This window comes from Nitrobacter sp. NHB1 (assembly GCF_036964665.1).
Classification (GTDB): domain Bacteria; phylum Pseudomonadota; class Alphaproteobacteria; order Rhizobiales; family Xanthobacteraceae; genus Nitrobacter.
The window spans coordinates 1,977,556-1,999,241 of sequence record NZ_JBAMDA010000001.1 but is presented as its reverse complement, the minus strand read 5'-3'; the positions used below and the strand labels follow the sequence as shown (position 1 = coordinate 1,999,241).

Annotated in this window: 21 protein-coding genes; 15 read left to right on the top strand and 6 right to left on the bottom strand. The window is 64.2% G+C overall.

The window, feature by feature from the left end; all coding sequences use genetic code 11:
• Positions 1–9: 9 nt before the first annotated feature.
• Positions 10–1,302, top strand: coding sequence for a flavodoxin-dependent (E)-4-hydroxy-3-methylbut-2-enyl-diphosphate synthase (ispG, locus tag V4R08_RS09320; protein ID WP_335579099.1), 1,293 nt, complete (start codon positions 10–12; stop codon positions 1,300–1,302).
• A gap of 213 nt (positions 1,303–1,515) precedes the next feature.
• Here the strand turns inward: ispG and V4R08_RS09315 are convergent, their stop codons facing one another.
• The 3 genes from V4R08_RS09315 to V4R08_RS09305 form a co-directional block, all read right to left on the bottom strand.
• The gene (locus V4R08_RS09315) at positions 1,516–3,123 is read right to left on the bottom strand and encodes a Na+/H+ antiporter (protein ID WP_335579098.1); all 1,608 of its coding nucleotides are present in this window, start codon (positions 3,121–3,123) and stop codon (positions 1,516–1,518) included.
• A gap of 281 nt (positions 3,124–3,404) precedes the next feature.
• Positions 3,405–4,091 (bottom strand): DUF1345 domain-containing protein, encoded by a 687-nt coding sequence (locus tag V4R08_RS09310; RefSeq protein ID WP_335579097.1) that lies wholly within the window; start codon positions 4,089–4,091, stop codon positions 3,405–3,407.
• 8 nt (positions 4,092–4,099) lie between these two features.
• Positions 4,100–5,026, bottom strand: a complete 927-nt coding sequence (locus V4R08_RS09305) for a polyprenyl synthetase family protein (protein ID WP_335579096.1) — start codon at positions 5,024–5,026, stop codon at positions 4,100–4,102.
• Positions 5,027–5,281: 255 nt separating this feature from the next.
• Here V4R08_RS09305 and mtgA point away from each other — a divergent pair, with 255 nt between their 5' ends.
• From mtgA to V4R08_RS09290, 3 genes are all read left to right on the top strand, one after another.
• The gene (gene mtgA / locus V4R08_RS09300; RefSeq protein WP_335579095.1) at positions 5,282–5,962 is read left to right on the top strand and encodes a monofunctional biosynthetic peptidoglycan transglycosylase; all 681 of its coding nucleotides are present in this window, start codon (positions 5,282–5,284) and stop codon (positions 5,960–5,962) included.
• A 166-nt stretch (positions 5,963–6,128) separates the two neighbouring features.
• Positions 6,129–6,314, top strand: a complete 186-nt coding sequence (gene rpmF / locus V4R08_RS09295; RefSeq protein WP_009798498.1) for a 50S ribosomal protein L32 — start codon at positions 6,129–6,131, stop codon at positions 6,312–6,314.
• Between the two features lie 120 nt (positions 6,315–6,434).
• Positions 6,435–7,106 (top strand): hypothetical protein, encoded by a 672-nt coding sequence (locus V4R08_RS09290; protein WP_335579094.1) that lies wholly within the window; start codon positions 6,435–6,437, stop codon positions 7,104–7,106.
• 2 nt (positions 7,107–7,108) lie between these two features.
• On the opposite strand, the gene V4R08_RS09285 is transcribed toward V4R08_RS09290, so the two are convergent.
• On the bottom strand, positions 7,109–7,423 hold the full coding sequence (locus V4R08_RS09285; RefSeq protein ID WP_335579093.1) for a hypothetical protein: 315 nt from the start codon (positions 7,421–7,423) through the stop codon (positions 7,109–7,111).
• A gap of 316 nt (positions 7,424–7,739) precedes the next feature.
• On the opposite strand from V4R08_RS09285, the gene V4R08_RS09280 reads away from it, so the two are divergent.
• Positions 7,740–9,434 (top strand): EAL domain-containing protein, encoded by a 1,695-nt coding sequence (locus V4R08_RS09280; protein ID WP_335580226.1) that lies wholly within the window; start codon positions 7,740–7,742, stop codon positions 9,432–9,434.
• Positions 9,435–9,494: 60 nt separating this feature from the next.
• Here the strand turns inward: V4R08_RS09280 and V4R08_RS09275 are convergent, their stop codons facing one another.
• Positions 9,495–10,553 carry a polysaccharide deacetylase family protein gene (locus V4R08_RS09275; RefSeq protein ID WP_335579092.1) on the bottom strand — a complete coding sequence of 353 codons (1,059 nt, stop codon included), beginning with the start codon at positions 10,551–10,553 and terminating at the stop codon, positions 9,495–9,497.
• 277 nt (positions 10,554–10,830) lie between these two features.
• On the opposite strand from V4R08_RS09275, the gene V4R08_RS09270 reads away from it, so the two are divergent.
• From V4R08_RS09270 to phoB, 10 genes are all read left to right on the top strand, one after another.
• Positions 10,831–12,222 carry an OmpA family protein gene (locus tag V4R08_RS09270; RefSeq protein ID WP_335579091.1) on the top strand — a complete coding sequence of 464 codons (1,392 nt, stop codon included), beginning with the start codon at positions 10,831–10,833 and terminating at the stop codon, positions 12,220–12,222.
• 4 nt (positions 12,223–12,226) lie between these two features.
• Positions 12,227–12,553: a hypothetical protein gene (locus V4R08_RS09265; RefSeq protein WP_335579090.1), complete on the top strand. Its 327-nt coding sequence runs from the start codon at positions 12,227–12,229 to the stop codon at positions 12,551–12,553.
• Positions 12,554–12,671: 118 nt separating this feature from the next.
• A complete protein-coding gene (locus tag V4R08_RS09260; protein ID WP_335579089.1) occupies positions 12,672–13,745 on the top strand; it encodes a putative bifunctional lysylphosphatidylglycerol flippase/synthetase in 1,074 nt (357 codons plus the stop codon).
• Entirely contained in the window at positions 13,726–15,078 is a 1,353-nt protein-coding gene (locus V4R08_RS09255; protein ID WP_335579088.1) for an ATP-binding protein, read from the top strand. Before V4R08_RS09260 ends, V4R08_RS09255 begins: the two co-directional genes overlap by 20 nt.
• A gap of 131 nt (positions 15,079–15,209) precedes the next feature.
• Entirely contained in the window at positions 15,210–16,235 is a 1,026-nt protein-coding gene (pstS, locus tag V4R08_RS09250) for a phosphate ABC transporter substrate-binding protein PstS (RefSeq protein ID WP_335579087.1), read from the top strand.
• 116 nt (positions 16,236–16,351) lie between these two features.
• Entirely contained in the window at positions 16,352–17,341 is a 990-nt protein-coding gene (pstC, locus tag V4R08_RS09245) for a phosphate ABC transporter permease subunit PstC (protein ID WP_335580225.1), read from the top strand.
• Positions 17,342–17,423: 82 nt separating this feature from the next.
• Positions 17,424–18,269, top strand: a complete 846-nt coding sequence (gene pstA, locus V4R08_RS09240) for a phosphate ABC transporter permease PstA (RefSeq protein WP_335579086.1) — start codon at positions 17,424–17,426, stop codon at positions 18,267–18,269.
• Positions 18,266–19,084: a phosphate ABC transporter ATP-binding protein PstB gene (pstB, locus tag V4R08_RS09235; protein WP_335579085.1), complete on the top strand. Its 819-nt coding sequence runs from the start codon at positions 18,266–18,268 to the stop codon at positions 19,082–19,084. The genes pstA and pstB overlap by 4 nt, the downstream gene beginning before the upstream one ends.
• Positions 19,085–19,111: 27 nt before the next feature.
• Positions 19,112–19,828, top strand: coding sequence for a phosphate signaling complex protein PhoU (phoU, locus tag V4R08_RS09230; protein ID WP_335579084.1), 717 nt, complete (start codon positions 19,112–19,114; stop codon positions 19,826–19,828).
• Between the two features lie 22 nt (positions 19,829–19,850).
• The gene (gene phoB / locus V4R08_RS09225) at positions 19,851–20,555 is read left to right on the top strand and encodes a phosphate regulon transcriptional regulator PhoB (protein ID WP_335579083.1); all 705 of its coding nucleotides are present in this window, start codon (positions 19,851–19,853) and stop codon (positions 20,553–20,555) included.
• 155 nt (positions 20,556–20,710) lie between these two features.
• Here the strand turns inward: phoB and V4R08_RS09220 are convergent, their stop codons facing one another.
• Positions 20,711–21,217, bottom strand: coding sequence for a GcrA family cell cycle regulator (locus tag V4R08_RS09220; RefSeq protein ID WP_335579082.1), 507 nt, complete (start codon positions 21,215–21,217; stop codon positions 20,711–20,713).
• Positions 21,218–21,686: the final 469 nt, after the last annotated feature.

Below are 21,686 nucleotides of genomic sequence, written 5' to 3'. Positions count from 1 at the left end.
TGAAACCCTATGAACAAGCTCGAAAACCCGTCGCAACGCGACGTCGCAGGCCCAAGTCCGCGGCACACAACCACGCAGGTGATGGTCGGCAATATCGCCGTCGGCGGCGGCGCGCCGATCGTGGTGCAGTCGATGACCAACACCGACACCGCCGATGTCGAGGGCACGATCGCCCAGGTCGCAGCATTGTCGCGCGCCGGTTCGGAACTGGTCCGCATCACGGTGGATCGCGACGAGGCCGCCGCCGCCGTGCCGCATATCCGCGACGGCCTGCGCAAGCGCGGCATCACCACGCCGCTGATCGGTGACTTTCATTACATCGGCCACAAGCTGCTGGCCGATCATCCGGCATGCGCCGAGGCGCTCGACAAGTACCGCATCAATCCGGGTAACGTCGGTTTCAAGGACAAGCGCGACAAGCAGTTCACCGACATCGTCGAGATGGCGATCAAGTACGGCAAGGCGGTGCGGATCGGCGCCAACTGGGGCTCGCTCGATCAGGAATTGCTGACGCATCTGATGGAAGAGAACGCCAATTCGGCTGCGCCGCTCGATGCCCGCGCCGTGACGCGCGAGGCAATGGTGCAGTCGGCGCTGTTGTCGGCGAAGCGCGCCGAGGAGATCGGCCTGCCGAAGACCAGGATGATCCTGTCGGCCAAGGTCTCGGCGGTGCAGGATCTGATCGCGGTCTACCAGACGCTGGCGTCGCGCTCGGACTACGCGATCCACCTCGGCCTCACCGAGGCCGGCATGGGCTCGAAGGGCATCGTTGCCTCAAGCGCCGCGCTCGGCATCCTGTTGCAGCAGGGCATCGGCGACACCATCCGCATCTCGCTGACGCCCGAGCCCGGTGGCGACCGCACGCGGGAAGTTCAGGTCGCGCAGGAACTGTTGCAGACCATGGGCTTTCGCACCTTCGTGCCGCTGGTCGCGGCGTGTCCCGGCTGCGGGCGCACCACCTCGACCACGTTCCAGGAACTGGCGCGATCGATCCAGGACTTCATCCGCGACGAGATGCCGGGCTGGAAGACGCAGTATCCCGGCGTCGAGCAGCTCAACGTCGCGGTCATGGGCTGCATCGTCAACGGCCCCGGCGAATCCAAGCACGCCGATATCGGCATCTCGCTGCCGGGCACCGGCGAGGCGCCGGCGGCGCCTGTCTTCGTCGACGGCAAGAAGTTCAAGACGCTGCGCGGCCCCAACATCGCCACGGATTTCAAAGCGCTGGTGATCGACTATATCGATCAGCGCTATGGCGCCGGCAGCAAGACGCCGGCCGATGCGGCGACGGCGGCGGAGTAGTCGCGCGTCTCGAGAATCAAAATGCCGGCCATTGAGCCGGCGTTTTTTTATTTGGTGCGTGTCCCCCAGGCTCACTGATTAGCCAGGGCGTTTGACGTTGGCGGAAACACTTCCAGTCGTCATTGCCGGACTTGACCCGGCAATCCATCTCTTTTGAGGGTGGATGCCCGGATCAAGTCCGGGCATGACGGAATGGCAATCCATCAAAAGTCTCTACAGCGGCGTATGCTTTTCCCGATTGTTCACGACCGCTTCTTCCAGATCGAGATCCCGCTCGATCCGGCGGCGGGTCTCGTCGGTGATCTTGCCCTCGCGCAGCAGTCTGTGCAGATGCGTGCGCTCGATGCCGATGATTTCCCGCACCATGGATGATCCCTTGGTCGCCGGCGAATGTTCGTCGCCCTCGCCCGGCGGCTCGGGCAACGCCCGCATCCGGGTTTCGTGCCGTGCCTCGAGAAACTTGGCGAGGCCTTCGGGCAGCTTGCGCTCGGCGATGATCGTGGTGAGGGTGCCGCGCGCGGCCTCGATGATGGTGCGCCGCGCCGCGATCTCGGCGTCGCGTTCGTTCAGTGCCTCGCGGCGGCCGTGCTGCGAGACGCCGAGCAGGTTGACGACGAAGGGCAGCGTCAGGCCGATGCCGAACAGCGTCACGAAGATGACGCCGAAACTCGTCAACTGAATAAGGTCGCGGTAGGGGAAATTCTGCCCGTCCGGCAGTGTCAGCGGCAAAGCGAGGGCGACCGCGAGCGACACCACGCCGCGAATGCCGGTGAAGCCGATGACGACGACATAGCGCCATGACGGCGTCGGATCGCGCCGCCGGACCCGCGCGCTCAGGATGCGGGTCAGGTAGGTGCCCGGAAACACCCAGATGAACCGCGCCGCGATCACGATGGCCGAGGTCAGCGCGATCGCCACCAGCACCTGGTCGAGCGGGACCGCCTTGGCCTTTTCCATCAGCACCCGGACCTCGAAGCCCATCAGCAGGAACAGCACGCCCTCGATCAGCCAGATCGCCAGATCCCAGAAGAAGATGCCCTGCAGCCGCGTCGCCGCCGAGATCAGCAGCGGTCCGTTCCAGCTCACATAGAGTCCGGCGACGACGGTGGCGATCACGCCGGAGCCGCCGAGATGCTCGGGAACCCAGTAGGCGAGATACGGGGTCAACAGCGACAGCAGGATTTCCACCCGCTCGTCATGGGCCCATTGCCGCAGCCGCAGGCTGAGCCAGCCGACCAGTGCGCCGAACGCGATTTCGCCGAGCAGGATGAGGCTGAACGATCCGGCGGCGGATGGCAGCGAAAACGTACCGGTCGAGACCGCCAGCACGGCGAAGCGATAAAGGATGAGCGCGGTGGCGTCGTTGGCGAGGCCTTCGCCCTCGAGGATGACGAGGATTCGGTGCGGCAGATGCAGGCGTTTGGCGATAGCGAGCGGCGCCACAACGTCGGGCGGCGAGACGATGGCGCCGAGCACGAAGCCGACGCCCCAGGGCAGGCCGAGCAGCCAGTGCGTCGCGGCGGCGACCGCGCAGGTGGTGAAGATCACGCAGCCGATGGCGAGCAGGGCAATCGGCCGCAGGTTGGATTTGAATTCGCGCCAGCTCATGGAGACGCCGGCCGAATAGATCAGCGGCGGCAGCACCATCAGCAGCACGCTTTCCGGCTGCATTTCGATCGGCGGAAGACCTGGCACGAAGGCGAGAACGATGCCGACCACCAGAAACACGATGGCGGGCGCCGTCACCAGCCGCCGGGCCAGCGCGGCCGATGCGGCCAGCACGGCGAGAACGAGCAGGGAGTTCAGAAAGGTTTCGGTCATGTCGAACGGAGGCCCCTGTTCCTCAGATGGCGTGGCACAGCGGCGGGGTCAACAATGCCTGATTTCGATGGGACGCGCGAGTAGGGCGGCGCAACTTCGCAGATTGTAGCGACAGATCTGGACACGGTTGAACGTTTCGTGGGCTGCCGTCGTCCTATTTGCACGCGCCGACGGATCGTTCGGACCCGGCGGATGCTTGAGAGCTTTGAGAGCATAGCGCGAACCCGTACCCATCCCCAGGCCGGGCCCGAGGATATGCTTCGCTCGAAAACGCTATAGAGTCAGATCGCGCTCGCCGCGATATTGACCATCAGCGCCAGCAGCGCGGTGTTGTAGACGAACGAGATCACGCCATGCGCCGTCGCGGTGCGGCGAATGATCTTGTCGGTGATGCCGACATCGGACACCTGCGCGGTCATCCCGATCACGAACGAGAAATAGACGAAATCCCAGTAGTCGGCGTCCTCGTGCCGATCGCCGCTCGGAAATTGCAGACCGCCGGGTTTGGCCCCGCGATAATATTCGTGCGCGTAATGCAACGCGAAGGTGGCGTGTACGGCGGCCCAGGACAGCGCGATGGTCAGCGTCGCCAGCGCCAGTTCCGGTCCGCTATGGTGTTGCGCGCCAAGCTCGAACACGATCGCGGCGATGCTGGCGAACGCGCCCATTGCGGTCACCAGCAGGATCACGAAGCGGCCGTCGTCCTGAAGCCGGGCGTTGCGGCGGATGTGGGTGAGGCCGCTGCCGAATACCACGGTAAAGACCAGAATGAGATAGAGCGCGGCGAAGACGTCCCAGCCGATCAGGAGCCGCGTCACCAGCCGCAGCGAATGCGGCAGCAGCAGGCACGCGACGACGCCGGCGGCGAAGGCGATGAAGGTGCGCGGCCGGGCATAGATCACGCGCACCGGCGCCGGCATCTTCCTGAAGCGAAGCAAGAATTCCTCGTCGGTATCCTTGCCCGCCATCGCTACCTTCAGTTCTTGCGGTCGGCGACGAAATGCGCGGCGGCGCGCAGCACGTCGCCGCGCGCGCCGAAGGCCGACAGCGCCTCGTCCGCTTTCGCCAGAAGATCGCAAACACGCTTCTTGGCGCCGTCGATGCCGAGCTGGGTGACGAAAGTGGTCTTGCCCAGCGCCGCGTCGGCTCCGGCGGGCTTGCCGAGCGCAGCCGCATCGCCTTCGACATCGAGCAGGTCGTCGGCGATCTGAAAGGCTTCGCCGAGCGCGCGGCCGTACGTATCGAGCGCCTGATGGTCCTTCTGCGAGGCCTGGCCGAGCAGCGCGCCACTGATGCAGCCGAAGCGGAGCAGCGCGCCGGTCTTCATCTGCTGCAAACGCGCCACATCCACCGGCTCGCGGTCGCCGAAGCGTCCTTCGCCAGCGAGATCGAGCATCTGTCCGCCGACCATGCCACCGATGCCGGCGGCGCGCGCTAGCGCGCGCGTCAGCAACAGGCGGACGGCCGCATCCTTGTGGACCTCGTCGCGGGTGACGATGTCGAAGGCGAGCGTCAGCAGGCCGTCGCCGGCGAGGATCGCGGTGGCGTCGTCGGTGGTCTTATGTAGGGTCGGGCGCCCGCGGCGCAGGTCGCTGTTGTCCATCGCCGGCAGGTCGTCATGGATCAGCGAATAGCAATGGATGCATTCGAGCGCCGCTCCGGCCAGCAGCGCGGCCTCGCGGGGAACTCCGAACACGGCAGAGCTTTCGACCACCAGAAACGGCCGCAGCCGCTTGCCGCCGCCGAGCGAGGAATAGCGCATGGCGTCCATCAGCCGCTTCGGGCGCGCGATCTCATCAGACAGGGGCGTATCGGACAGCAATGTCCCCAGCAGGGCCTCGGTCTCGTCCGCCGTCCTGTCGAGGCGTTTTGCGAAATCGGCGGATGAAAGTCCTGACGTCATCAAAAAAGGCTCCAAGAACACAGAGACGGCCCGGAAATGGCGGCAAGGGTCCATCAACAGTCGACCAGGTCGATTTCGGCAGGACAATCGTTCATGGTGCCGGCTTCGTCAATTCCGACCGATCCGCCAAATAAGGGAGATCTCGATGCCCTCTTTCGTCCGCTTCGGTGCCGTCAATCGCGATTTGACGCACGGTCTGCGTCGCGGACCGGGGGAATCTGTCTGCGGTTCCGTTGTCGAAGGCGCTGCAGCCTGATGCGGCGGGCGATCCGTATCATGGTGCTGGTCGTGTTCGGCCTGCTGCTGGTGCCCTATTTGCTGACGCCATTTTACCGGACCGGCCATCCGGTCTCGACGCTGATGATGTGGCGCAAGCTCTCCGGTGCGCCGATGTCGCGGCAGTGGATCGATTTCGCGGCGATGTCGCCGGTGCTGCCGCGCTCCGTGATTGCGTCGGAGGATGCCAGGTTTTGCAGCCATCACGGCATCGACTGGGGCTCGCTGCGAGGTGTGCTCGACGATGCCGATGACGGCGGGGTGAAGCGCGGCGCCTCGACGATCACGCAGCAGGTGGCGAAAAATCTGTTCCTGTGGCCGGGACGCAGCGTGATCCGCAAGGCGCTGGAATTTCCGTTGGCGATGTGGATCGACGCCGTCATGCCCAAGCAGCGGATTCTTGAAATCTATCTGAATATCGCGGAATGGGGCCCGGGCGGCCAGTTCGGGGTCGAGGCCGGCTCCCGTTATGCCTTCGGGCGCTCCGCGGCCAACCTGACGGCGCGGGAAGCCGCGCTGATGGCCGCGATCCTTCCCAATCCCGTCAGGCGCAGCGCCCGAAAACCCGGTCCCGGGGTTCGCCGGCTGGCGGGGACCTATATGGTCCGGGCGCGGGCTGCCGAACTGGGCAGTTGCTGGCGCGACAATCGCGGTTCCTAGAGCATTTGCGGCGATTTTGACCGACCCCAGCCCTAGCTTTGGGGCATTCCTTGCATTATAAGCCCGGCCTTATCAGCATTTCAGCTCCCGTTCGGGACCGGGCGCGCCTGCCCATGGGCGTTCCCAGATCCGGGAACTCCGACAACCCCCTGCAAGGACACCGGATATGGCCGTTCCAAGAAGAAAAACATCGCCGTCGCGGCGTGGCATGCGCCGTTCGGCGGATGCGCTTAGCAAGCCGACCTATGCCGAGGACAAGGATTCCGGCGAACTGCGCCGTCCCCATCATCTCGACCTGAAGACCGGCATGTACAAGGGCCGCCAGGTTTTGAAGGCCAAGAGCGACTCCTGACGGCAGCCTCATTTCAGGCTTCTGGCCCGGATCAATGCGGGCTCGGAAGGAAGGGGCGCGAGCGGCGGAGGGATTAGGCACAAGCTCACCCCTCCCGCTTGAATGAAGGAGGCCTTGCCGATGTCCGTGATCGGTTTCCCGCTGCTCCTGGTTCCTCTCGCGATCTGCAACATCATCGTCTTCCTGATGCCGGGCGTCCTGTTGACGGAGCCTGTTGTCACGTTGACGCTGGTGTCGGGTGTGGCATGGCCGGTGACGCTCGGCGACGTGCTGCTTGCGCTCGGCATCCTCCTCCTGCTGTTCGAGGTCATCAAGGGCTTCCGTGCCGGTGGCAAATACCTCACCGACCATTTGCTGTCGCTGGCGGTGTTCGGAGGCGCTGCGGCGGAATTCGTGATGCTGCCGCAATTCGGCTCATCCACCTATTTCATGCTGACGCTGCTGTCGCTGGTCGACTTCCTGTCCGGTGTTGCCTTGCGCGCGCGGCGGCCGGCCCGCGCGGTTGCCGTACCGCCACCGTCGCAAGGGCCGCCTGAAGCCGCAGCACCTGAATCGCGTTCCGATCCGGCGCCGGTATCTGCGCCGGCATCCGTTTCGTCTATTTCGTCGCCGGCGCCTGCCCCCGCCGTTGCAACGGCGGCGCCCATGGCCGAATCGATTCCGAAGAGCGTGCCGGAGCCGGTGATCGTTCACCCGGAGACCACCGCGGACGAGCAGCAACCGGACATTCCAGCGCCCGACATCCAGCCCGGCAGCGGGACGCCGGTGTCTCCCGATCAGCCCAGGCGCTAAATTCAGATCACGCGGAGCAGCCGCGGGCTCGTTTGTGCGCTGCCTGGATTTCGTTCGCTCGCTGAATGATAGGCGGCGTGAGCAACCTGCGGCGCGGCGCGGCGCAACACTCGCGTCTGCGGACTGTGCTGCGCCATCGCGATCAGTTGCGTGACAAAGAGCGCGTCGTGGCGCGGCGCGGAACGCCAAACAGGCGGGCGCTCGACAGGCGCTATGACGGATACCGGCGCGGTATCGTCGGATCGTCTCGCAACGCCATTGTCCCGCGCGGCATTTGCGGCGATTGCAGCTATCCGGCCCGCTCCCGCGATCGTCATCGTTAATCCGGCCCTGTCCGAATGTGTTGTTCCGGGACATCGTGTCCGCGCTCGCGATTGGCCTCGCAAGGGTCGTGCCGGGCGCCATTGAGGCCAGCGCGACCCGGTTTCGGCGGCGAATGACCGGCTTTCCGAAGCATTATGAGCTATGCCTGGCGGCGGGGAGGTCTTATTCTTCGGCAGGAATCACCTGACCGCGTCCCAAAACGAGGCGACCGTGACATCCATTTCACCGGCAGCCAATCCCTCGTCCGGCGCAGATGCGTCACAAGCCGTCAACGCGCCGGCGGACCGGCCCCAAGCTCCCCAAGTACAAGTGCCCCAAGTACAAGCGCCCCAAGTATCGGAGATTCTTGCCGCGCTCGGTCGGGCTGCGTTCGCCTGGGATATCGCAAGCGATGCCATCACCTGGACCGAGCAGGCTGCGGCGATCTTTCAGGATATCGACCCGGCCTTGCTCGCAACCGGTGCCGGGTTTGCCTCCCTGATCGAGCCGTCGGGATCGATCCGCGCCGACGTCTTGCTTGCCGCGCCGCCCGCCCGGCGGCGCGGTGAGGGGGTGCCCTATCGCATCGAATACGGCGTGCGCGCCAGCGCCTCGGCGCCGATGCTCTGGATCGAGGAATCCGGCTGCTGGTTCGCCGGCGCCGACGGCAAGGCGGTGCGCGCCGAGGGTATCGTGCGGCTCGAGAATGAGCGGCGCGCGCGCGACGAGCAGCTTATCAGGCTGTCGCGCAACGATGCCCTGACCGGCGAGCTCAATCGCACGCATCTGACGGCGGCGCTCGCCGAGGCGATCGAGGAAGCCGCGCGCTACCGGTCGTCTTTTGCCTTCATGATGGTCGGGATCGATCACCTCGCGCGCATCAACGACGCTTTCGGCTTCGATGTCGCCGACGAGGTGATCGGCGATGTCGCCAGGCGTATCCGCGCGCGCTTGCGCGGCGGCGACGTGCTTGGCCGTTTCTCTGGCAACAAGTTCGGAGCGGTCCTGAAGAATTGCACGGTCGATGACATGAGTGTCGCCGCCGAGCGGCTTCTGGCAGGCATTCGCGACGAGATCGTGCCGACCAGATCCGGCCCGGTCTCGGTCACCGCCTCGATCGGCGCGGTCCTCGCCCCGCGCTACGCTCGCACCGCCGATGAAGCGATCAACCGTGCCCAGGAAACTCTCGAGGCCGCGAAAAGTCGCCGCAGCGGCTCGTTCGCGGTGTGGCGGCCGAGCGTCGAACGCGACGCGCAGCGCCGGATCAACATCCGGGTCACCGACGAAATCGTCACCGCGCTGAACGAGCGTCGCATCGTCACCGCCTTCGAGCCGGTGGTCGATGCACGCACCCGCGATCCGGCGTTCTACGAGTGCCTGGTGCGGATGCATCAGCGGGACGGTCAGGTCCTGCTCGCGCCCGATGTCGTGCCGGTGGCGGAGAAGCTCGGCCTGATCCGCCTCGTCGATCATCGCGTGCTTGAGCTTGTCATCGCCGAGTTGGCAGAAGCGCCCGGCGTCCGGCTCAGCCTCAATATCTCGCCGGAGACCACCATGGACGCCGACTGGTGGGCGGCGATCGAATCGTTGATGGGCGCGCATCCCGGCGTCGCCGAACGCCTGATCGTCGAGATCACCGAAACGGTGGCGATTCAGGATATCGACGACGTCAGGGAATTCGTTACGCGGCTGAAGAACTTCGGCAGCCGGATCGCGATCGACGATTTCGGCGCCGGCTACACCTCGTTCCGGAATCTGCGCAAGCTCGGCGTGGACATCGTCAAGATCGACGGCGCGTTCGTGCAAAACATCGCGCGCTCCCCCGACGACCGGGCGTTCGTGCAGACGCTGATCGATCTGGCGCGGCGGCTCGATATCAGGACGGTGGCCGAGTGGGTTCAGGACGAGCAATCCGCCCTCATGCTGCGTGACTGGGGTTGCGACTACATCCAGGGACGGCTGATCGGTCTTGCCTCGCCGGAACGGCCGTGGAACGGCCCGGAAGCCGTTCCCGCCGAGAGATGAAGCGTTTCGGTTTGGCATTGAAGGGCGGCCAACGGCTCTGCACCGCTCCCGCCGGGGCCGTTACGTGGCGTTGACACGGCGGAATCCGTTCCACATGGCGGTGGCGGCGCCCGATGTCAGCACCGGCAGGACGCGCGCGGTCTGATAGTTTCCGTTAAGGGAAATTCGCGGCAGTGCCGTCGGATGCTCAGCATTTTCAGGAAAAATCATGCCGGGTCGCGTGGTGACGGCGGTATTAAAACCCACCGTCCTGGCATAAGCGAACTCGCGCGGTCCCGCAGCGCCGCGGTCGCCGTAAGGGTAGGCGAGGTGGACGACCCGACGCTGCAAGACGGCTTCGATCCGCGTCCGGCTGACGGCGATCTCCTGAAGCGCCTGCTGCTCGCTTCGCTTCGCGAGGTTGCAGTGGCTGATGGTATGAGCGCCGATGGTGACCAGCGGATCGGCGGCGAACGGTTTCAACTCGTCCCAGGATAGACACAGCTCCCGGCTGATGCCCGCCTCATCGACGCCATAGCGTGCGCACAATCCGCTCATCTCGCGCGCGATGTCGCGATCGTCCGGCAGTTCGCGCAGCAGATCGTGGATTTGAGCGAACGCTGCCTGCTTGTCTTCGACCGTGCGGGTGTCGAGATGGACGGCGGTGTCGCCGATCGTGCTGTCGATCCGGTCGGCGGCGGCGACGATGCGTTCGAGCGCGACCCACCAGAGGCGGCCGGCTCCGTCCGCGAAGTCGTTCGCGACATAGACGGTGAGCGGCGCGTCATATTCGCGCATCGCCGGCAGCGCGAAGTCGCGGTTGTCGCGGTAGCCGTCGTCGAAGGTGAAGCATGCAAACCGTCGCGAGACGTCGCGTTCGATCAGCCGGCGGTGCATCTCGTCGGCGGTCACGATGTCGATCCCGCGCGATCGGACATGGGCCAGGGTCATGCGCAGAAATTCCGGAGTCACTTCCAGGTGATGATTGGGGTGGAACGGGTTGTTTCGGCGCGGCCGCACATGGTGCAGCATGAAGACCGTTCCGATGCCTGCGAAGATCGGCCGCAGCAGATGATGAGCGCCGCTGAAATACAGGGCCTCCAGTCCAACGCGGATGACGGTGTTGCGGAGTTGCTTCATCGAATTGACCGGCCGACCCCTTTCTGTTGAACGACGTCTATAGTAGGAACGGCTGAAGAAATGGTTATTTGGCGCCCATGAAGCGGCGATGGAGCTTCTGCTCTGTTTCCGGTTTGACAGCCCCACAAGGGTTTGTTTTCTCTTCATTTCCAGACACAGCGGCAGTCGGCTGAACCGGCATCCGGCTTTGCCCGGAGCGCGCTTTGGACGTTGAATCGGGTTGCACGATCTCGTCGCCGGTCCGCCGGCGAGCCGGCAGGTCTTGACAGGATAACAAATGCGCGGATTTTTCAGGTGGAGCAGCAAGTGGTGGCCGGGCCTGATCCCGCTTGCCATCCTTTGGGCGGTGGCCGCCTGGACGACAACAGCTCCGCTGGAAGCCGATCTGAGTGCGCACGCCGCCGCCGCGCTCAAGGACAGCGTTCTCGACAAGACCACGATCAGCGTCGCCGGCCGCGACGTCACGTTCTCCGCCGAGGCATTTTCGGAGCAGGAACGCAGCAACGCGGTGGCCTCGGTCGAAGCTGTGCCGGGTGTGCGGCTGGTCAACGATCACACCGCGCTCGTCGCCGAGGCCAAACCGTTTGTCTGGACCGTCGAACGCGAGGTCGGAAAGGTGACGCTCAGCGGCAGCGCGCCGTTGCCGGTGGTCAGGAACAAGCTGCTGGACGTCGCGCGTGCGACGTTTGCCGGTATCGACATCGCCGATCGCATGAATTTATCGCGCGGCGCGCCGCCGCGGTTCGAGACCGCAGCGGCATTGCTGATCGGCGAGATCGGCAAGCTCAAGACCGGCAAGGCCACGATTTCCGATGGAACGGTGAACCTGTCGGGCATGGCGCGCGAACTGGGCGGTCGCGAGGCGATTGCGGCGGCGCTGAAAAACCTGCCCGACGGATATTCGGTCGCCAACGACATTCATGGTCCGCCATATATCTTCGAGGCCAATAAGGATCCGGTGGCCGCAACGCTGACATTGACCGGATATGTGCCGGACAATGCCGTTCATGCGGCGATCGTCGCATCCGCCGGCCGCAAGTTCGGGGAAAAGGTCGTCGACAAGCTCAAGGCGAGTCTCGGTGCGCCGACAGGGTTCGATGCCGTCGTCACGCGGGCGCTCGGATCGTTATCGCGACTGTCGACGGGAAGACTTGTCGTCTCCGACCGGGACGTCGATCTCTCCGGCGACGCGCTGTATGATGCAGCGGGAAGGCAGATCCGCGCTGATCTGCCCAAGGACCTGCCGCGGGGCTGGCAAACGAAAATGGAAGTGTCGGTCAAGCCGGCGGCGGCACCGGTCGATCCGGGAGTCTGTCAGCATTTGTTCGCCGATCTGCTGGGCAAGCGCACGATCCAGTTCGAAACCGGCCAGGCCACGCTGGATCCGGATTCCATCGGCCTGTTGGACCGGCTGACGGAAACCGCGCTACGCTGTCCGACGGCCACGATCGAGATCGTTGGCCATACCGATAGCGATGGCGACGCTTCCTTTAACCAGGCGCTGTCCGAGCGGCGCGCGCAGGCGGTCGTGGACTATCTGGTGAAAGCCGGGATGCCTGCGGATCGATTCAAGCCGATGGGCTACGGCAGTGTGCAGCCGATCGCCACCAACGACACCGACGAGGGCAAGGCGAAGAATCGCCGCATTGATTTCATTGTGAGGCAGTAAAGATATGGTTTATCTGGCGGTGTTTCACTGGGGTTGGCTCGCTGGATCGCTGCTGCTGGGTTTCGCCATGGGCTGGATCGCGGTGGTCCATCGCGGCCGGGGGGTCACGAAGCGGGTTGCGCAGTTGCTGTCGGTATTGGCCGCAGCGCTGATTGTCGCAGCGCTCACGCATGTGGTTCCCGGCCGATTCGGTTACTGGCTCGACCTTGGACTGGCGATGCTCGGGGTTTATCTTGCAGGTTGCGCGGTCGGCTCGTGGCTGCGCGATCGGGTGGTCTCCCGCCAGGCGGCGTCCGGCGGATCGACGGGACACTCTAATGTGTTGGAATGAAGGGTTTTGTTAAGGCCGACGGAATTCCACTAGGAACCGAAACACGCTACGACACTGTCCACGTGAATGAATGCGGAACGGCGACGGCTTTGCCGTGGACCGCAATTCGAGGTTCTCGATGCTAGGATCAATACGCAGAGCGATCTCGGTTCTGCGCCGGAAGCAAATCCTGCACAAATTGGGTGTTGCGATCAGCGTCACGGTCATCGTGGTCGCGTTCTACGTGCTCTTCCATATCCTCAGGGATACCGATATCGACGAGGTGATAGAGGCTGTCCGACAGACCGAGCCGCGCTTGATCGCGCTGTCGGGCCTGTTCGTTGCCGCCGGCTATTTCACGTTGACATTCTATGACCTGTTCGCGGTACGGGCGATCGGCGTCACGCATATTCCCTACCGCGCCACGGCATTCGCGGCCTTTACCAGCTATTCGGTTGGCCACAATGTCGGCGCCAGCGTCTTCACCGGCGGAGCGGTGCGCTATCGCGTCTATTCCGCCTGGGGACTGAGTGCGGTCGACGTCGCAAAGGTCTGCTTTCTGGCCGGTCTCACCTTCTGGCTCGGCAACGCGGCTGTACTCGGGCTCGGCATCGCCTATCACCCGGAGGCCGCGACGAGCATCGATCAGCTTCCGGCCTGGTGCAATAGGCTGATAGCGATCGCGATCATCCTCGGTCTGATCGGGTATGTGGTCTGGGTCGGAATCCGGCCGCGTCGCGTCGGCAGCGGGCCATGGACCGTGGTTCTGCCGGGCGGTCCGCTGACGCTGCTGCAAATCCTTATCGGAATCGTCGATCTGGGGTTTTGCGCGCTCGCGATGTATGTGCTGGTTCCCGACCAGCCCAATGTCGGCTTTGTCGTTGTCGCAGTGATTTTCGTGTCCGCAACGCTGCTCGGCTTCGCGAGCCATTCGCCGGGCGGGCTCGGCGTGTTCGACGCCGCCATGCTGGTCGGCCTCTGGCAGATGGACACAAAAGACCTGCTGGCCGGGATGCTGCTGTTCCGGCTGCTTTACTATGTCGTGCCCTTCGTGATTTCTATCATCTTGCTGACGCTTCGGGAAATTATCATCAGCGCACGAATGAAACGCGTGGGGAACGCGCGGCTCGGATCGAGCGCCGGGCCAACGGGTAAAATCGGGCCAACGGGCAAATTGTCCTGTCTGAGGGAGCATGGCGACTCCGGCGCCTGACAGCATTCGACCGACCGCGGAAGGAGCCGCCCAGCCGACTCCTGTGCCCGCTTCCGCTTCGAGGTTTGCATCCTGGACGGACCGGTTGCGCCGTTCGGCGCTCATTCTGCTGGTTGCCGGGCTCGTGCTGGCTGCGCTCGCCGTGTTCGGCGGCTTGCAGCCGTCCCGCGCCATCGCCGCCTTTGTCTGCATCGTCGGCGCGGGGCTGGTGCCCTGGCAGGTTCACGATCCGGCCGCGTCGCGCGAAGCCGACCTCGGCGCTAATCCGGTGGACACTGCGGCGGTTCATGCCATCGTTGCCGGTATGCCGGATCCCAACGTGCTGCTCGATCGGGCCGGCCGCGTGATCCATCTCAATGCCGCGGCGGCGCAGCTTGTGCCGGCGCTGCGCCAGCACGGGCTCGCGCAATTCGCGCTGCGATCGCCTGAGATTGTCACGGCGTTGCGCGAGGCGGTCGCGACGAGGGAAACGCGGCGGACGACCTATCTCAATCATGTCCCGGTCGATCGCTGGATGGAACTGATCATCACGCCGATTCCGGTGCCGACCGCGTTCGGCGGCGTCGACCATTGCATGCTGTTGACGTTCCACGATCAGACGCCGTTGCGACGGGTCGAGGAAATGCGCGCCGACTTCGTCGCCAATGCGAGCCACGAATTGCGCACGCCACTGGCGGCGCTGTCGGGCTTCATCGACACGCTGCAAGGCCCGGCGCGCGAGGATGCCAAGGCGCGTGAGCGCTTTCTCGGCATCATGCATGCGCAGGCCACGCGCATGGCGCGGCTGATCGACGATCTGCTGTCGCTGTCGCGGGTCGAACTGTCGGCGCATGTGCGGCCGGATACGCCGGTCGACCTTATCCCGATCGTGCGTCAGGTCGTCGACGGGCTCGAGCCGCTGGCGGCGGAGCGCCAGGTCAGGATCGAAGTCGAACTGCCGCAAACGCCGGTGATGATCTGCGGCGATCGCGAGGAACTGCTGCGGCTGTTCGAGAACCTGATCGAGAATGCGCTGAAATACGGCGCGTCCGGCGGCAGGGTCGTGGTGTCGTCGATGATGGACGTCTCGCTGGACGGCGCGCCGGAATTCCGGGTGGCGGTGCGGGATTTCGGTCCCGGAATCGCGCCGGAGCATTTGCCGCGCCTCACCGAACGCTTCTATCGCGTCGACGCCGGCGACAGCCGGGCTCAGGGCGGCACCGGCCTCGGCCTGTCGCTGGTGAGACATATCCTGAACCGTCATGGCGGCCGCCTGCTGATCGAAAGCGTGGCCGGCCATGGCGCGACCTTTACGGCGGGTTTCCCACCGGCGCAGGCCGTGACCGCAACGTGAAGTTAAATGATTGCAATGGTTTATCTCTGTCATCCGACTGTCGTCAAACCTTCGTAAAAGCAGCATCGACCGCACTTAGACGGACGCCATGGGCGCATCTGCGCTCTGCTCAATCTCGAGGGAGACCACACATGAATTTCTTCAAGGCCATCGCCGCCGCCGGCCTCGTTGCCGCCTCGGCGTCCGCGTTTTCGCTTCCGGCGAGGGCGGCTGACATCACCGGCGCGGGGGCGACCTTCCCGTTCCCGGTCTATTCCAAATGGGCCGATGCCTACAAGAAAGAGACCGGCAATAGCGTGAACTATCAGTCGATCGGGTCGGGCGCCGGCATCAAGCAGATCCTCGCCAAGACCGTGACCTTCGGCGCGACCGACGCGCCGCTGAAGGCCGACAAGCTCGACAAGGACGGCCTGCTGCAGTGGCCGATGGTGATGGGCGCGATCGTCCCCGTCGTGAACGTCGAAGGCGTGACGCCTGGCGAACTGGTCCTTTCGGGTGAACTGCTCGGCGACATCTTTCTCGGCAAGGTTACCAAGTGGGACGACCCTGCGATCGCAAAGCTCAACCCGAAGCTCAAGCTGCCTTCGGCTTCGATCGCGGTTGTGCATCGTTCGGACGGATCGGGCACCTCATTCAACTTCACCAACTATCTGTCCAAGGTGAATGCCGAGTGGAAGTCCAAGGTCGGTGAGGGCACTGCGGTGGAGTGGCCGGCGGGCGTCGGCGCCAAAGGCAACGAAGGCGTGTCCGGCAATGTCGGCCAGACCAGGAACTCGATCGGCTATGTCGAGTATGCCTATGCCAAGCAGAACAAGCTGACCTACGCCGCGCTCATCAACAAGGCCGGCAAGGCCGTGCAGCCGACCGTCGCCTCCTTCCAGGCTGCGGCGGGCAACGCCGACTGGGCGCACGCGCCGGGCTACTACGTGATCCTGACCGATCAGCCAGGCGATGCTTCCTGGCCGATCGCCGCGGCGACGTTCATCCTGATGCACAAGGAGCCGATCGACAAGGCGGCCTCCGCCGAAGCCATCAAGTTCTTCAAGTGGTCATTCGAGAAGGGCGGCAAGATGGCCGAGGATCTTGACTACATTCCGATGCCGGACCCGGTCGTGAAGCAGATCGAGAAAACCTGGACCTCCGAGATCAAGAGCTGATCCCGGGCCGTGGAGGAGCGCCAGGGCGCTCCTCCATTCTCCCTTGCGAGAAGGCGTTTTCCGCAGGTTGCCCGGACATCATGCGTTGCAGGAAATAGGGGATTGGCGTGGCGGAAATGGCCGTTCATGGTAGCGCGATGGAGGCAGCAGGCCGCTATGACCGCACCCGTGCGCTGAACGCCTTCAAGTTCGGCGACACGGCGTTCTACTGGACCACGCGCATCAGCGCGCTCCTGGTTCTGATGCTGCTCGGAGGAATCATCGTCTCGCTGATCGTGGGGGCCTGGCCCGCGATTGTGGAGTTCGGAAGCGCGTTCCTGACGACGCAGCGCTGGGCGCCGTCCGCCGATCCGCCGGTGCTGGGCGCGCTGAGCCCGCTGTATGGCACGATCCTGACCTCGGTCATCGCTATGACAATCGCGATCCCGGTCGGCATCGGCATCGCGGTATTCCTCACCGAATTGTGCCCGCTGTGGGCGCGCCGGCCGATCGGCATGGCGGTCGAGCTGCTCGCGGGCATTCCTTCGATCATCTACGGCATGTGGGGCTTCTTCATCCTCGGCCCGTTTCTTGCCAATTCGGTGCAGCCCTTCTTCATCGACCTGTTTGCAGGGGTGCCGATCCTCGGCTCGATCTTCGGCGGGCCGCCGTCTTATTTGAGCCTGTTCAACGCCTCGCTGATCCTCGCGATCATGGTGTTGCCTTTTATCACCGCGATTTCGCGCGACGTGTTCGCGACCGTACCGCCAGTTCTGAAAGAGGCGGCCTATGGCGTCGGCTGCACCACCTGGGAAGTCGTCCGCCACGTCGTGCTGCCCTATACGCGCGTCGGCGTCATCGGCGGCGTCATGCTGGCGCTCGGCCGCGCGCTCGGCGAGACGATGGCGGTGACCTTCATTATCGGCAACTCGTTCCGTATCTCGCCGTCGATCTTTGCGCCCGGCACCACGATTTCCGCGGCGATCGCCAGCGAGTTCGCCGAGAGCGACGGCCTGCATCAGTCTGGTCTGATGCTGCTCGGTCTGCTGTTGTTCGTGCTGACATTCTTCGTACTCGCCGCGGCGCGGCTGATGCTGATGCGGCTGGAGAAGAAGGCGGGGAAATAGGCATGATCCGTAAAAGCGGAAGCCGGTTTTTCCGAACCAACGAAATCGTTGGTCCGGAGATCATGCCTGTTCAGGTGAAGCCATGAATCCGATCTATGCGTCCCGCCGCCGTCGAGACCTCATCGTTCGCGTCCTGTGTTTTGCCGCCGCCGCTTTCGGCGTCTCCTGGCTCGGGCTGATCCTGTTTACGCTCTTCTATAACGGTCTCGCCGGGATGAGCTGGCAGATTTTCACCCAGAACACGCCGCCGCCCGGCGCTTCCGAAGGGGGCCTGTTGAACGCCATCGTCGGCTCCATCATGATGACCGTGATCGGGGTGGGCATCGGCGCGCCGATCGGCATGTTTGCGGGTACCTATCTTGCCGAATACGGCAAGCACGACCGCCTCTCGCCGGTCATCCGTTTCATCAACGACATCCTTCTCAGCGCGCCCTCGATCATCATCGGCCTGTTCATCTATGGCGCGGTCGTGGTGCCGATGGGAGGTTTCTCGGCGCTCGCGGGTTCGCTCGCGCTCGCCGTGATCGTCATTCCGGTCGTGGTGCGCACGACGGAGGACATGCTGAACCTGGTGCCGAACTCGTTGTGCGAGGCGGCCTCCGCGCTTGGTCTGCCGCGCTCGCTGGTCATCAAGCGCGTCGCTTATCGCGCCGCGCGGGCGGGACTGATCACCGGCGTGCTGCTTGCCACCGCGCGCGTTGCCGGCGAGACCGCACCGCTGCTGTTCACCGCGCTGAGCAATCAGTTCTTCAGTATGGACCTGACCCACACGATCGCGAACCTTCCCGTCACCATCAACAACTTCGTGCAGAGCCCCTACGCCTATTGGAAAGATTTGGCGTGGAGCGGCGCGCTGCTGATCACGCTGGCCGTACTGGCGCTGAACATCGGTGCAAGGTTGATCGGCTCTGAGAGGACCGCAAAATGACCGACGTTTCCGCCGCTGTCTCGCGCCCGGCCGTTCCGCCATCGGCGATCGATCCCGATGCTCCGGCCAAGATCGCCGCCCGTAACCTCAATTTCTATTACGGCCAGAACCACGCGCTGAAGAATATCGACCTCTCGATCGCCGCCAATCGGGTGACGGCCTTCATCGGTCCCTCGGGTTGCGGCAAATCGACCCTGCTTCGCATCTTCAACCGCATGTACGACCTCTATCCCGGCCAGCGCGTCGAAGGGCAGGTGTTGCTGGACAATACCGACATCCTCGACCCCAGGCTCGATCTCAATCTTCTGCGCGCGCGGGTCGGCATGGTGTTCCAGAAGCCGACGCCGTTCCCGATGACGATCTATGAGAACATCGCGTTCGGCATCCGCTTGTACGAGAAGCTGTCGCGGTCGGAGATGGACGGTCGGGTGGAGAAAGCGCTGCGGGGCGGCGCCTTGTGGAGCGAGGTCAAGGACAAGCTCAATGCCAGCGGGCTCAGTCTTTCCGGCGGTCAGCAGCAGCGCCTGTGCATCGCGCGAACCGTCGCGCTGCGGCCGGAGGTGATCCTGTTCGACGAGCCGTGCTCGGCGCTCGATCCGATCTCCACGGCCAAGGTCGAAGAACTGATCGACGAGCTCAAGGAGCACTACACCATCGCGATCGTCACCCATAACATGCAGCAGGCGGCGCGTGTCTCGGATACCACCGCATTCATGTATCTCGGTGAGATGGTCGAGTTTGGGCCGACCAACAAGCTCTTCACCTCGCCGGTCGACCGCCGCACCCAGGATTACATTACAGGCCGCTTCGGCTGAACGCGCGTATGCGCGGGGAGAATTGAAATGGCTTTCGAACACACCGCCAAGGCTTTCGACGACGATCTCCAGGAGCTGACGCGGCTGGTTGCCGAGATGGGCGGTCTCGCCGAACGGCAGATCGTCGAATCCCTGGATGCGCTGATCCGCCGCGACACCGCATTGGGCGCCCGCGTCGTCGCCGCCGATGCCGAAATCGACCGGCTGCAGCGCACGATCGAGGAACGCGCCGTGCTCACCATCGCGCGGCGGCAACCGATGGCGGTCGACCTGCGCGCGATCGTCGGCGCCATGCGGGTCGCCGCCGATCTGGAGCGGATTGGCGATCTCGCCAAGAACATGGGCAAGCGCGTGGTTGCGCTCGATAGCGATTTCCATCCGATGAAACTGATCCGCGGCCTCGAGCACATGACCGACCTCGTGCAGTCCCAGGTCAAGTCGGTGCTCGACGCCTATGCGGCGCGCGACCTGCCGTCGGCGATGGCGGTCTGGAAGGGGGACGAGGAGGTGGACGCCATCTGCACCTCTTTGTTCCGCGAACTCCTGACCTACATGATGGAGGATCCGCGCAATATCGGGTTCTGTATCCACCTGATGTTCTGCGCCAAGAACATCGAGCGGATCGGCGACCACGCAACCAATATCGCGGAGACGGTGTTCTACATGATCGAGGGCCAGCAGATGCTCGACAAGCGTCCCAAGGGGGACACGACGGGTTTCGCATCGGCGGCGCCGGGAAACTGAAACCAGAGCAGGCGAGAACACGATGAGTGCACGCATTCTGGTGGTCGAGGACGAGGAGGCGCTGACGACGCTGCTGCGCTACAATCTCGACGCCGAAGGTTACGAGGTTGAAACGGTGGCGCGCGGCGACGAGGCCGATACGTGGCTGAAGGAGCGCACCCCCGATCTTGTGGTGCTGGACTGGATGCTGCCTGGCCTGTCCGGCATCGAACTGTGCCGCCGTCTGCGGGCGCGCCCCGAGACCAGGCAACTTCCGATCATCATGCTCACCGCCCGCGGCGAGGAGAGCGAGCGGGTGCGGGGGCTTGCGACCGGCGCCGATGACTACATCGTCAAGCCATTCTCGGTGCCGGAGCTTCTGGCGCGGGTGAAGGGGCTGCTGCGGCGCGCGAGCCCGGAGCGGCTCGCCACGATCCTGAGCTTCGGCGACATCGAGCTCGATCGTGACAAACACCGCGTCGCGCGTTCCGGCCGCCCGATCGATCTCGGTCCGACCGAGTATCGCCTGCTGGAATTCTTCCTCGAGCATCCCGGCCGGGTGTTCAGTCGCGAGCAACTGCTCGACAGCGTCTGGGGCCGCGACATCTACATCGACGAGCGCACCGTGGACGTTCATATCGGGCGGCTGCGCAAGCTGCTCAATCCCGGCGGCGAGCAGGATCCGATCCGCACAGTGCGCGGCGCAGGCTACGCGTTGGACGAGCGGTTTCAGAAAGCGGTCGAGTAAGCAAACCGCTATCGCCCCTGCGAACGCAGGGACCCATACGCCAGGACATTTCCGTTTTGGCAGGCGACTGGGGCCAGCGCCGTTGTTACAACGCGTGGCGGTGGCTATGGGCTCCTGCGTTCGCAGGGACGACGCTCATGAAAGTTGCTGAAGTCTTACCGCACCTTCGGCGGCTGGCGGCGGCGGTCGGCGGCGGGCTGATAGGCAATGCGCGAGTGGTGCGCGCAATAGGGTAGGCCGTTGAGTGCCTTGCCGCCGCAGAAGAAGAATTCCGGACTCGAGGGATCGCCGACCGGCCAGTGGCAGGTGGCTTCGCTGAGTTGGAGCAGAGACAGCCGCTGGCTCATCGGCACCACATTGTCGAAGGCGATCGGATCCGGCTCGAGTTCGACCTCGAAGTCGTGCGCGAGCGCGGTGTTGCCGCGGGAGACCGGGCGCGATACCCGCATGACGTGCTGGGCCGGACGGGCCTTGCGCGGCCGCGACACCGCTGACGAAGGACTCTTGGCGCGGCCCGACAGACCGAGCCGGTGTACCTTGCCGATCACCGCATTGCGCGTCACGTTGCCGATCTCAGCGGCGATCTGACTTGCGGAGAGGCCCGCTTCCCAGAGCTTCTTCAGTTGTTCGACGCGGTCGTCGGTCCAGGTTATCACCGTCATCGCACGTTTTCCCTTGTGTCACGCGTGCCTCCGCTAAGGCCGCACCTGAAGCGTCCCCCTGAAAACCCGTGTGGACAGAATCCCTTAACCCTCGCCGGGCGGGAAAACCGCCCGGGCGCTTACGCCGAGAACAGGACCATCGAGGATCAAAGCCGCCGCACGAGATGTCGTATCCGACGGTCCTAACGCTACAATATGCCGTGACTCGCGCGCAAGAGTCCGGCCTGGCGGCGTCCACATGTTCTGCAAGAAAATCGGAAAGATCGGCTCTCTCTGCGACTTTCGCGCATCACCGGCGTGTTCTGGAACCCAGAGCCTTTTCGCTTCTGATCGAATCGGAAGCGAGGCTCTATGATTTTGAATTGACGCGTTTTCTTCACACGAACCGGTGCCCACTTCGCTCGAAAACGCTCTGGTATTGCCGCTGGTCCCGTTCCTGCATTCACAAAGGCGCTCGCTGGACCGGGAT